This window comes from Olleya sp. UBA1516, from assembly GCF_002323495.1.
Classification (GTDB): domain Bacteria; phylum Bacteroidota; class Bacteroidia; order Flavobacteriales; family Flavobacteriaceae; genus Olleya.
The window spans coordinates 138,807-151,641 of record NZ_DCQO01000020.1 but is presented as its reverse complement, the minus strand read 5'-3'; the positions used below and the strand labels follow the sequence as shown (position 1 = coordinate 151,641).

Here is a 12,835-nt window from a genome sequence, read left to right as displayed (position 1 = left end):
CAATCCAAAAAAAAATGAGAAAGAAGAGTTGAATACTTTTAAACAGATGCTGAAGTTGTAATATGCACACCCATAGCAATCATTTCAGTCTTAATAGCTTCAAAAGCTTCTAAATCTAAAGCTTTTGAAGCATCTTCAATAAAATAGCATTCAAACCCTGCTTTAACAGCATCACGAATAGAAAAGTAAACGCAAATATCTGATGCAAGACCACAAAAATACAGTTTTGTAGTTCCTTTTTCTTTTAAATAACTAGCTAATCCAGTCGATTTTAATTGGTTATTGTCAAAAAATGCGCTATAACTGTCAATATTAATATCGGTACCTTTTCTAAAAATGGCCTCGTATTTTGTGGTGTTTAATTCAAAGTGTAATTGGGCACCTTTACTGCCTTGCACGCAATGTTTAGGCCATAAGGTTTGCATTTGTCCTCGCCATTCAATACTATCAAAATCAGATTTTCCCTCATGGTTTAGAGCAAAGCTAGAATGTGCTTTGGGGTGCCAATCCTGTGTGGCTACAATCAAGTCAAATTTATCTTGTATGCTATTTATTACAGGTACAATGGTATTGCCATCAGGTATAGGAAGTGATCCTCCAGGCATAAAATCGTTTTGTACATCAATAACTAAAAGTGTTTTCATAGTTTGACTATTTTTAATATAGTAGGCTAAAGCTTATACAACGTGGTGCAAATTTAATTTTTATGTTTGTTAATTAAATCATTTCGTTCCTTTTTAAGTTGGCTACTCAATCCAACTTTATAGGTATGCGGATTTTGAAAACGCTTATATTCATCAGGTAGTTGGGCTAAACGCGATTGCGAATATTCTGCAATTTCGGTAACGGTTCTTGCAGGTACCACACGTTTTCCATGTTCCATGACTAACTCTAATAATGGTTCTTTTTTTAGTGCACTAATATCTATTTGCTTAGTAATATCAAATGGGTGTTCCATGTGATCAATTTCACCTTCAGTATACATAGCAACAGCATCTGCACCATAAAATAGCCCATCCGCATCAGTCATACGATACACTTGCTTTTTAAACGGTAACGATACTTTTATAATGTTTTCAGAGAGTTTAATTCTTGGAGCACCATTATATTCAGATAATTTATAAACACCATCTAACGCTGCGTCTGGTCGTCCTGTAACCAAATTAGTACCTACGCCAAAAACGTCAATTGGTGCTTGTTGTTCTTTTAAACTTTTTATAACAAATTCGTCTAACTGATTAGATACTACAATTTTCACATAACTTAAATCTGCAGCGTCTAATATGACTCTCGCTTTTTTAGATAAATAGGCTAAATCACCACTATCTAATCGGATTCCGAAAAGTTTTTCACCTTTTTCTTCCATTTCTTTAGCAACTGTAATAGCATTTGGAAGTCCTAATTTTAGGGTGTTATAAGTGTCTATTAAAAGCACACAGTTTTTAGGTCGCACTTGTGCAAAATCTCTAAAAGCATCTAACTCATTATCATAACTTTGTATAAACGAATGTGCCATAGTTCCCGTAGAGGCAATATTATAATCTTCGGCAGCTTTCACATTACTTGTACTATCAAATCCACCAATAGCAGCAGCTCTAGACGCATAATAACCACCTGTAGCATGGGCACGACGTAATCCCATATCTAGTAAAATAGCATCTTTGGCGCTATAGCGTATTCTGCTCGCTTTGGTTGCAATTAAAGTTTGAAAGTTTAAAATATTAAGCAAAAGGGTTTCTATAATTTGTGCTTCAATAATATTAGCTTCAACTTGTAAAATAGGACGATTAGGAAAAACAATATCACCTTCTTTACTAGAGCGGATACTACCTTTAAAACTAAAGTTTTTTAAATACTCTAAAAACTCATTTTCAAATCCTTTTTGTTTTAAATAAGAAATGTCAGACTCTGAAAATTTAAGCGACTCCAATATATCTAAAACATCCTCTAATCCTGTAAATATGGCATACCCATTATCAAAAGGATTACGACGGTAATAATAGTCAAACACCGCTTTACCATTTGGTTTGGTCACAAAATAGACTTGCGCCATTGTTATTTGATATAGATCCGTATATGCAGCAGTAATGTCCATGATTTTTAAGTTTAGTTTACTAAGATATTTAAAATTTTATTTAGTCGAAATTAATTCCCTTTCACACGTTGCCAAAGTTCTGATAGCAATTTTTTACCGTCATTAGAATCTTTTGGAGCTTCAATAAATGAAACTTTACCAGAAGGATCAACTTCTAACCTGTATTTAAAAACAAAGTTTTCTGATTTTGGTTTTAAGCTTAATAATCCAAAACGTAAATCATTAAAATAAAGGGTGTTTTCTGTTTTAGTAATAGTGTACCAACCTTCTGTTATGGCAATCATTTGCTTGACACTTTTATCTTCAACAAGACTACCTAATAAGTCGTGGTTTTTTGGATAGCTTTCAAAAGTGATGGGTTGGCTATCAAAAAACGAATAATTCCCAAGTAAATAAGCACCATCAGTTTGCACATTGGCACTCCAAAGTATCGTGTTTAATGCAGATGGTCTAGTGTCAATATCTAAATAAGCAATGTTTTGTTCTTTTAAAGCAGATTCAAATTTTGTGTAAGCTGCCCATTTTAAAAGTAGCGTAATGGCTAAGTACGTTGTACTTATAATTAATCCCATATTGTTGTAAAAACGTCGTTTTGCAGTGGTACGTTTTTGACGCATTGCTAAAATTAAAAATATCAGAAAAGGAACTGTGTACAATGGGTCAACTACAAATATGTTTTTAAAAGCTAATCGTAAATCAAAAGGCCAAAACAGTTGCGTTCCCCAAGTGGTGTGAGCATCTAATATAGGATGGGTTACAAATGCTAAAAAGAATAACCAAGTCCAGTTTTTAAAGTTTTTATAAGTTTCGTACCGCGTGACAATCCATGCCAAAATAGGCGCAAAAAGTACTGAAAACACAATAGAATGTGTAAAACCACGATGTACATAAAGCGCAGTGACATTGTCCGTAAAAAAGGAGGCTAAAACATCTAAATCAGGAATGGTTCCTGCAATAGCACCATAAAGCATGGCTTTGTTTCCAACTTTTTTTCCTAAAACAGCTTCTCCTACAGCTGCTCCTAATACTATTTGTGTTAATGAATCCATATAGCATGCAAAAGTAAGGGATACCAATTTATTTATAACAAGACTTCGGTTTTATGTTGCATTTGGCTTGGTAACTTATGTTACCGACCAGGCTATTTATGTAATGTACATTTGTACTGTAAATTAATAATTGATGAAAAAACACATTTATATACCATTATTGCTTTTAGGGTTAACACTTTCTGTTCAAGCGCAACAAGTTGTTCCTATTGCAAAATCTGATGTTTTGTCTAAAGTGTCAGAACGCAATACAAGCATAAAAATTTCAGAAGAAGATTTTAAACAAGCCAGAGCAGATTATAGACAAACCAATGCTGTGTTTTTACCAAATATTACAGCAAGTCACACAGCTATGGCGACCACTAATCCATTAATGGCTTTTGGGAGTAAATTAAATCAGGAGATTTTAACTCAAAACGATTTTAATCCGGCGTTGTTAAACGATCCTTCTCAAATTGAAAACTATGCTACCAAGTTCGAAATCCAACAACCATTAATAAATTTAGACGGTATTTACCAACGTAAGGCTGCTAAGTCTAAAATGGAAGCCATGTCTTTAAAGACAGAACGCACACAGGATTATTTAGCTTTTGAAGTAGATAAAGCCTACATGCAATTACAATTAGCCTATAAAGCAGTAAGTGTTTTAGAGAAAGCTTTGGACGCAGCAAATGCTAATAAGAAACTAGCTGACGATAGCTTTAAACAAGGGTATTTACAACGTGCAGACGTGTTGAATGTTGAAGTCCGAGTCACTGAGGTTCAAAACCAGTTACAAACCGCTAAAAGTAATGTGCAAAATGCATCTAATTATTTGTCTTTTTTAATGAATGATGAGGCTTATGTTGTGTACATGCCTAGTGACGATTTAACCATTGGCACATTTACAATGGAAGACAAAGCAGTGTCTGAAAATAGATCGGATATTAAAGCCATGCAATTGGCCTCAAACGCTTATGAAGCGATGAATAAAGCTGATAAAATGGCGTTTTTACCACGTTTAAATGCATTTGGGAGTTATGAGTTGTATGACGATAAAATTTTTCAAGGCGGTTCTAATGGATACTTATTCGGAGCACAATTAAGTTGGGATATATTTCAAGGCTCTAAACGTATTGGAAAAGCGCAAAAAAGTAAATCGGAATTCGAAAAATCAAAATTAGAATACAAGCAATATGTATCACAAAGTAATTTAGAATTAAATAAAGCGAAACGCGCCTTTATAGATGCTGACAATAAGTTGAAATTAACAACTTTAGCATTACAACAATCTGAAGAATCTTTACGTATAAGAACCAACAGATTTAAAGAAGGTTTAGAAAAAACGTCTGATTTATTATTAGCCGAAACGCAATATGCACAAAAACAATTGGAATACTATCAAACTATTTTTGAATACAATTACACACAAGCATACTTGCAATTTTTAACTAAAGAATAAAAAATATACAAGAATATAGAACCACGAATCAAGATTGATTTCCGAGAGTTTTTAATTATAAAAAATGTCACACTGAGCTTGTCGAAGTGTCCTAAATAAAAAATAATAACCATGAAAAACATATATACAATCCTAACACTTTCTGTAGCGCTATTAGTAGCAAGTTGTGGAAGCGAAGACAAAAAACCTGTTGTAGATAATACGCCAGCAATAAGCGTTAAAACTAGTCAAGTAGCAGCAAACAGTAATAGTCCTTTTTTATCTGTAAGCGGAAAAATTCAAGCGACAAATAGTGCAGATTTAAGTACTAGAATGATGGGTTATGTTAATAAAGTGCATGTTAACGTTGGTGATAAAGTACGTAAAGGACAATTATTAGTATCTATTAATAATAGTGATTTACAAGCCAAGAAAGCTCAAATAAATGCAGGAATAACCGAAGCTAATGCAGCTTTAAGTAATGCCCAAAAAGATTACAACCGTTTTAAAAACTTGTTTGCAGACAATAGTGCATCTCAAAAAGAAATGGATGATATGACTGCTAATTACGAAATGGCAAAAGCTAGAGTAGAAGGTGCCAATCAAATGAAAAACGAAATAAATGCACAGTTTGCTTACAGTAATATTACTGCACCTTTTAGCGGAACAGTAACTAGTAAAAATGTAGAAGCTGGTAACATGGCAAATCCTGGTGTACCATTGATAAGTATAGAAACACCAGGAAATTTTGAAGTTATGGCAATGGTACCGGAAACCGAAATTTCAGAGATTAAATCAGGAACTACCGTGGATGTTTTAGTAAAATCCATAAATAAAACGTTGAAAGGGAAAGTAAAAGAGGTCAGCACTTCAGCTAAAAATACGGGAGGGCAATATTTAGTAAAAATAGATTTATATAAAACAGAAGCCAATATTTTATCAGGGATGTTTACAACAGTTCTATTTCCTGTGGAAAGAAAAGCAACGTCATCTATGGTTTTAATACCTAAAGATGCTATTGTAACTAATGGGCAATTATCTGGTGTCTATACAGTAAGTCAAAGCAATACCGCATTATTACGATGGTTGCGTTTAGGCAGAACTTTTGGGGATCAAGTAGAAGTATTATCTGGTTTAAATGCAGACGAAGCATACATTGTTTCTGCTGAAGGAAAACTATTTAATGGTGCAAAAATTACAATTCAATAACTAATAAGCTGCGTTAAGGATAGAAACGACATCCTTTTTTACTTAATAAATAAGCTGTCATTACGAGGAGTGCAACGACGTGGTAATCTCCCAATCGATTAAGAGATTGCCACAGCAAATAAAAAATGTACTTAGTAAGGACAAGTAAAAAAGATACAGTGTATAGCCTGTTAAAACGCCCAAAATATAAATATTTCCATTGTCATGGGAATAAAAAAAAGTAATAATTATGAAAGAAGGAATCGCAGGTAAAATTGCCAAAGTCTTTATGCAATCGAAGCTTACAGTGCTTTTGATGATTGTATTTATGGTGGTTGGTGTGTACAGTTCGTTTTTAATTCCGCGTGAAGAAGAACCACAAATTGATGTACCTATGGCAGACATTTTTGTAGGGTATCCTGGAGCAAGTCCTACGGAAGTGGAGTCGCGCGTGATTAAGCCTTTAGAGCAATTAATTTCGAATATTAAAGGTGTGGAATACGTGTATTCTACGTCTAAGAAAGAGCAAGGAATGGTCATTGTACAGTTTTATGTTGGCGAAGATATTGAGCGCTCTTTTGTAAAATTATACAACGAAATTAACAAGCACATGGACCAAATGCCTGCTGGTGTTACGTTTCCGTTAGTAAAAACGCGTGCGATTGATGATGTGCCAATGTTGGGATTAACGCTGTGGAGTGAAAATTACGATGATTACCAATTAAACCAAATGGCTCAAGAGTTGGAAGCCGAAATTAAAAAGATTAACGACGTAGCAATCACGCATAAAATTGGAGGTCGTGACCGTCAATTACGCGTCGTTTTAGATAAGGATAAATTAGCTGCTAGCGGATTGGATTTCTTGTCTGTTTCGGAAATGATTAAAGCAAATAACAGTCAATTAAGTGCTGGTAGTTTTGATAAAAGTGACACGGAGTTTTTGGTAAATACAGGTGCTTTTTTAGCTTCGGTTACTGATGTTGAAAATTTGGTGGTTGGTGTGCAACAAAATCAACCTATTTATTTAAAACAAGTCGCTACAATTATTGATGGACCAGAAGTACCACAAAATTATGTGAGTTTAGGTTACGGAAAAGGAAGCGTAAAATCGGGGGATTATAAGTCTGAATATCCTGCGGTAACCATTTCGGTAGCAAAACGAAAAGGTGCCGACGCTATGAAAATAGCAGAAGTTATTATTGATAAAGTCGATCATTTACGTAGCACATTAATTCCGGATGATGTGCATGTTGAGGTTACCAGAAATTATGGTGAAACAGCATCGCATAAAGTATCAGAATTATTGTGGCACCTTATTGGGTCTATCTTTGCAGTAACACTTGTGGTTATGTTGGCAATGGGTTGGCGTGGTGGATTGGTGGTGTTTTTATCGGTTCCAATTACATTTGCTTTGACATTATTGAGTTATTATATGATGGATTATACGCTAAACCGAATTACATTATTCGCGTTAGTGTTTGTTACAGGAATTGTGGTGGATGACTCCATTATTATTGCCGAAAATATGCACAGGCATTTTAAAATGAAACGTTTACCGTTTAAAGAGGCTGCTTTGTACGCAATTAATGAAGTTGGTAATCCAACCATTTTAGCAACATTTACCGTAATAGCGTCTGTTTTACCTATGGCTTTTGTGTCTGGATTAATGGGACCATATATGGCGCCAATGCCAATAGGTGCGTCTATTGCCATGATATTATCCTTGTTTGTAGCGTTAACGATAACTCCTTATTTAGGATATATTTTTCTAAGAGAAAAAGATAAAAAAGGAGCAGCGGAGAAACCAGAAAAAGCAGTTGAAGACACACTAATTTATAAGGTTTATAACAAGTTTGAACGTCCGTTATTAGAAAGTAAATCAAAACGTTGGTTGTTTTTAGTGTTAACTTTTATGGTATTAATGGCGACAATGGTCTTGTTTTTTACAAAATCGGTTGCTGTAAAAATGTTACCATTTGATAACAAAAATGAATTCCAAGTAGTTATTGATATGCCTGAAGGCACAACATTGGAACGTACAGGCGTTGTCGCGCAAGAAGTGTCGCAATACTTGTCAACACGACCAGAAGTGGTTAATTATCAAAATTACGTTGGTACATCTGCGCCAATTACATTTAACGGTTTGGTGCGTCATTACGATTTACGTGGTGGATCTAATATGGCAGATATCCAAGTAAATTTAATTGATAAAGGAGAGCGTGATATTCAAAGTCACGGAATAGCTAAATTAATGCGTCCAGATATTCAGAAAATAGCAGCTAAATATAATGCGAATATTAAATTGGTAGAAGTGCCACCAGGACCTCCTGTATTATCAACGATTGTTACAGAGGTTTATGGACCTGATTATGACGAGCAAATTAGAATTGCTAATAACATTCAAAATATACTAAAACAGACTGATGATGTGGTAGATATTGATTGGATGGTGGAAGCGGATCAAACCGAATACCAATTTGATATTAACAAAGAAAAAGCCATGTTGTATGGTGTTGCACCACAGCAAATAGCGTACACCATGAATATGGCATTGTCAAACAGAGCCATAACAAATTTGTATGACGAAGATGCGGTAACTCAAGTTGGTTTAGTATTGGCTTTAGATGAAAAAGAGAAATCTACAATTACGGATATTTCTCAATTAAAAGTGAAATCAAAACAAGGTAATATGGTGCCTATTGCAGATTTGGTAACTATTACAGAAACAACTGCAGCAAAAAGTATATACCGTAAAAACCAAAAGCGTGTGGTTTATGTTATGGCAGATATGGCTGGAGATTTAGAAAGTCCTGCGTATGCAATTCTTGGAATGGAAGAAAAGTTGAATGAGATTCCGTTACCAAAAGGCTACGAGTTAAACGAGATGTATTTAGGTCAGCCAGATTTTGAAGATAATTACACTGTAAAATGGGATGGCGAATGGCAAATTACTTTGGAAGTCTTTAGAGATTTAGGGATTGCTTTTTTAGGTGCTATTATCTTAATATACATCTTAATTGTAGGATGGTTTCAAAACTTTAAAGCACCAATTGTTATGATGGTTGCAATTCCTTTATCGTTAATAGGAATTATTTTAGGGCACTGGATTATGGGAGCCTTTTTTACAGCGACTTCTTTTATTGGTATGATTGCTTTGGCAGGAATTATGGTTAGGAACTCGGTGTTATTAATTGATTTTATAAATATAAGAACTGCCGAAGGTGTGCCACTTAAACAAGCATGTATTGAAGCAGGAGCAGTGCGTACAACACCAATTTTATTAACAGCAGGTACTGTGGTAATTGGTGCATTTGTGATACTTTTTGATCCTATTTTTCAAGGATTAGCGATATCATTAATGGGAGGGACTATTGTGTCTACCGTTTTGACTTTGTTGGTTGTGCCTCTTGTTTATTATATGATAGAGAAGAAGAATTATAAATAGTGGGTAATTGTGTTGTGAATGATGGGATTCTGAAACAAGTTCAGAATGACGTAAGGTTTGCAGATAAGATTGGGTAATAAAAAGAAATTTGAGTTGTGAATAATTAGATTCTGAAACACATTCAGAATGACGTGAATATTAAGTTTTAAATTTAAAAAAAGAAGAAAAATGTTGAATACATATTTTAGAGTAATTGTTGGTGTGATGGTATTGTTAAGTGTGGTGCTTTCGGTTTATGTTAGCCCAAAATGGATGTGGTTTACTGTATTTATAGGTGTAAATTTAATACAGTCTGCATTTACAAAGTGGTGCTTATTAGAAACAATATTAGTAAAGTTAGGTGTGAGAAAAGAAGGCGCAGGTTGTAGCGTTAAATAGCATTAGTTTTATAATAGGTTAATTCCTATAAAATTAGTAGACTAAAAGTCCATAAATTGAATTGTAGCACGTATTTTTGCGCAAATTTAATTTATGGATTTTTTATTTGAACCTTGGCATTGGTTTGTTTCAGGATTTTTAATAGCTTGTACAATGCTATTTTTATTATTAATGGGAAAAAAGTTTGGTATGTCATCAAACTTAAGAACTTTTTGTGCTGCTTGTGGTGCCGGAAAAGTCAATTCGTTTTTTAAATTTGATTGGAAATCGGATGTATGGAATGTATTAGTTGTAATAGGAGCAATGATTGGTGGTTTTATAGCATCACATTATTTGTCATCCGCAGATATGCCTGACATTAGTGATGCTACAAAAGCATCATTGTCTAGTATAAATATTTCGACTGAAAACCAATACTTACCTGTCGAGTTATTTTCTATTTCCGCTTTAAGCGATATAAAAACAATTGCTATTTTAGTTGCTGGAGGAATCTTAGTTGGTTTTGGAGCACGATATGCTGGCGGTTGTACTTCTGGTCATGCCATTTCTGGTTTAAGTAACTTACAACTTCCGTCTTTAATTGCTGTTATTGGCTTTTTTATTGGTGGATTGGTTATGGTTCATTTATTATTCCCTTTAATTTTTTAATATGAAAAAACTACTATTTATTTTTATAGGGCTTTGTTTTGGGATTATAATGTATAAATCTGAGGCTGCTTCGTGGTTTAGAATTTATGAAATGTTCCGTTTTGAAGCGTTTCATATGTATGGTATTATAGGTACTGCTTTAGCGTTTGGTATTTTGTTTGTTCAAATTATTAAAAGGTATAACGTAAAATCGTTTGATGGTAATCCAATTGTAATTGCGCCAAAAGAAAAATCGTTTTCTAAATACTTGCTTGGAGGCATTATTTTCGGGTTAGGTTGGGCATTAGTTGGCGCATGTCCAGGACCTATATTTGTTCTTGTAGGTGCAGGTTATTTACCTATAGTTATAGTATTTTTATCTGCTGCTTTAGGGACGTTTTTATATGGTGTATTAAAAGATAAATTACCACATTAATTACATTTTATTTTTAAAATCTGTAACATTTTTACAAATTATACGTCATATAAGTAGAAATCTAAAAAAGCGAATTAAAGTAAAAAATGAAAACAGACAGACAATTATTAGTATTAACCCATTTAAGTCAATTAGTGTCTTTAATTATAGGTTGTGGTAGCTTAATTTTACCACTAATCATTTGGTTAACACAAAAAGATAAAATATATCAAATGGACGCTCATGGTAAAACCATTGTTAACTTTCAACTAAGTATAGTGGTTTTATATATTGTATGTGTACCTTTAATTTTACTTTTTGGTTTAGGACTATTAGGCTGGTTTGTTTTAGGATTAGTATCTATAATTTACCCAATAATAAATGCCATTAAGGTTAGTAATGGCGAAGAACCGCATTACCCTTTATCTTTTAATTTTATTAGTTAGTTTACATTACATTGATAAAGAAGAAAAACGCAACCTGTTAAGGTTGCGTTTTTTGTTATGTGATTATATGAAGGGTGTTTAGAATTATTGTTTTGTGAATTCTAAATCAGAAAAACCTTCAATTTTTAGATGACCGTCTACAGTATATTCTACTGTGGTGTTATGCTCAAAATCTTCATTATCAACAATAGTAAGTATTTCATTATGAATAGACCATTCAAAAGGATTTGCACTTGATATTACATTGTCCTCTGTTATTACCATAGTTACTATTTTACCAAAATTTTCACCTTCAAAATGTATGTGATACTCAAAAGAGGCAGTAGCATCTTCGCGAAGCCAATCACCAATAATAGGATTGGTAGTGGTGTTATTTGCGTTAGAAGCATCGTCGTTATTATTACAAGATAATAGAGCGATACTAGTTATTAGTAAAAATAATAATTTAAAACTGTACTTCATATTCTAGATTAATTGTTTTAATCAATTGCTAAGTTGTTTAATGTTGAGGGTAACTTAGATTATTGCGCTGTAAAAGTATTAAAATTAAGGGAATATAATATTTATTATAACAAAAAAAGCAACTCTATTGAGTTGCTTTTTTTATGCTATAGGTTTAAGTTATTAGCTGTTTAACATTACAGGCATCACTAACATAGTTACTTGTTCTCCAACCTCTAAATCATCAATAGGTGTTAATATACCTGCTCTGTTAGGCATGCTTAACTCTAATTGTACATCGTTAGATCCTAAATTGTTTAACATCTCTGTTAAAAAACGAGAATTAAAACCAATTTGCATGTCGTCTCCTTGGTAATCACAAGTCAAACGCTCTTCAGCTTTGTTAGAGTAGTCAATATCTTCTGCAGATATATTTAATTCTGCTCCAGCAATTTTTAATCTAATTTGGTGTGTTGTTTTGTTAGAGAAAATACTAACACGACGTACAGAGTTTAAAAACTGAGTTCTGTCTATTGTTAGTTTGTTTGGATTCTCTTTTGGTATTACCGCTTCGTAATTAGGATATTTACCGTCAATTAAACGACAGATTAATATTGTGTTTTCAAAAGTAAACTTAGCGTTAGAGTCATTATATTCAATAGTAATTTCCTCGTCACTTGCACCAAGTATTCCTTTTAATAAGTTTAAAGGCTTTTTAGGCATAATAAACTCGGCTACCTGAGAGGCTTTAACATCTTCTCTAGAGTATTTAACTAATTTATGAGCATCTGTAGCAACAAAGGTTAAACCTTCAGTTGAAAACTGAAAGAATACACCACTCATAACAGGTCTTAAATCGTCATTTCCTGCTGCAAAAATTGTTTTGTTAATAGCTGTTGCTAAAATATGACCAGGCATTTTTGTACTGCTTGGATCCTCTAGGCTAATGGCTTTTGGAAACTCGTTCCCGTCTGCATAAGCTAATGCGTATTTACCATGATTTGAGCTAATTTCAACGGTATTGTTTTCTTCAATAACAAACGTTAAAGGTTGTTCTGGAAATGTTTTTAAAGTATCTAAAAGTAATCGTGCAGGAATGGCTACGCTTCCTTCGTTGTCACTATCTACATCTAAAACAGCAGACATTGTTGTTTCTAAATCGCTTGCAGATACAGTTAATTTAGATTCATTTAATTCAAATAAAAAATTATCTAAAATAGGTAATGTATTTGAACTGTTAATTACACCTCCTAAAACCTGTAATTGTTTTAGTAAGTATGTGCTTGATACGATAAATTTCATCTATATGTGTAAATTAATACTATTAATAA

General features: G+C 33.4%; 12 protein-coding genes. 7 read left to right on the top strand and 5 right to left on the bottom strand.

Annotated elements, in window-relative coordinates:
• Positions 1-38 precede the first annotated feature (38 nt).
• From pncA to B2989_RS13005, 3 genes are read right to left on the bottom strand one after another with little or no spacing between them, the layout of a single operon-like run.
• A complete protein-coding gene (pncA, locus tag B2989_RS13015; protein ID WP_292949206.1) occupies positions 39-644 on the bottom strand; it encodes a bifunctional nicotinamidase/pyrazinamidase in 606 nt (201 codons plus the stop codon).
• 53 nt (positions 645-697) lie between these two features.
• The gene (locus B2989_RS13010; protein ID WP_292949500.1) at positions 698-2,098 is read right to left on the bottom strand and encodes a nicotinate phosphoribosyltransferase; all 1,401 of its coding nucleotides are present in this window, start codon (positions 2,096-2,098) and stop codon (positions 698-700) included.
• 47 nt (positions 2,099-2,145) lie between these two features.
• Complete coding sequence (locus B2989_RS13005; protein WP_292949203.1) at positions 2,146-3,144, bottom strand: metal-dependent hydrolase; 999 nt, start codon at positions 3,142-3,144, stop codon at positions 2,146-2,148.
• A gap of 133 nt (positions 3,145-3,277) precedes the next feature.
• Here B2989_RS13005 and B2989_RS13000 point away from each other — a divergent pair, with 133 nt between their 5' ends.
• The 7 genes from B2989_RS13000 (at position 3,278) to B2989_RS12970 (ending at position 11,063) form a co-directional block, all read left to right on the top strand.
• Positions 3,278-4,585 carry a TolC family protein gene (locus tag B2989_RS13000; RefSeq protein WP_292949200.1) on the top strand — a complete coding sequence of 436 codons (1,308 nt, stop codon included), beginning with the start codon at positions 3,278-3,280 and terminating at the stop codon, positions 4,583-4,585.
• 111 nt (positions 4,586-4,696) lie between these two features.
• Entirely contained in the window at positions 4,697-5,773 is a 1,077-nt protein-coding gene (locus B2989_RS12995; RefSeq protein WP_292949197.1) for an efflux RND transporter periplasmic adaptor subunit, read from the top strand.
• Between the two features lie 229 nt (positions 5,774-6,002).
• The gene (locus B2989_RS12990; RefSeq protein ID WP_292949194.1) at positions 6,003-9,197 is read left to right on the top strand and encodes an efflux RND transporter permease subunit; all 3,195 of its coding nucleotides are present in this window, start codon (positions 6,003-6,005) and stop codon (positions 9,195-9,197) included.
• Positions 9,198-9,365: 168 nt separating this feature from the next.
• Positions 9,366-9,575 carry a YgaP family membrane protein gene (locus tag B2989_RS12985; RefSeq protein WP_090838743.1) on the top strand — a complete coding sequence of 70 codons (210 nt, stop codon included), beginning with the start codon at positions 9,366-9,368 and terminating at the stop codon, positions 9,573-9,575.
• A gap of 93 nt (positions 9,576-9,668) precedes the next feature.
• On the top strand, positions 9,669-10,223 hold the full coding sequence (locus B2989_RS12980; protein WP_292949186.1) for a YeeE/YedE family protein: 555 nt from the start codon (positions 9,669-9,671) through the stop codon (positions 10,221-10,223).
• Position 10,224: 1 nt separating this feature from the next.
• The gene (locus B2989_RS12975; protein ID WP_292949183.1) at positions 10,225-10,638 is read left to right on the top strand and encodes a DUF6691 family protein; all 414 of its coding nucleotides are present in this window, start codon (positions 10,225-10,227) and stop codon (positions 10,636-10,638) included.
• Positions 10,639-10,724: 86 nt separating this feature from the next.
• A complete protein-coding gene (locus B2989_RS12970; protein ID WP_292949180.1) occupies positions 10,725-11,063 on the top strand; it encodes a DUF4870 domain-containing protein in 339 nt (112 codons plus the stop codon).
• Between the two features lie 84 nt (positions 11,064-11,147).
• Here the strand turns inward: B2989_RS12970 and B2989_RS12965 are convergent, their stop codons facing one another.
• Both B2989_RS12965 and dnaN read right to left on the bottom strand, forming a co-directional pair.
• Positions 11,148-11,525 carry a hypothetical protein gene (locus tag B2989_RS12965; RefSeq protein ID WP_292949177.1) on the bottom strand — a complete coding sequence of 126 codons (378 nt, stop codon included), beginning with the start codon at positions 11,523-11,525 and terminating at the stop codon, positions 11,148-11,150.
• Positions 11,526-11,687: 162 nt separating this feature from the next.
• A complete protein-coding gene (gene dnaN / locus B2989_RS12960; RefSeq protein ID WP_028283060.1) occupies positions 11,688-12,806 on the bottom strand; it encodes a DNA polymerase III subunit beta in 1,119 nt (372 codons plus the stop codon).
• Positions 12,807-12,835: the final 29 nt, after the last annotated feature.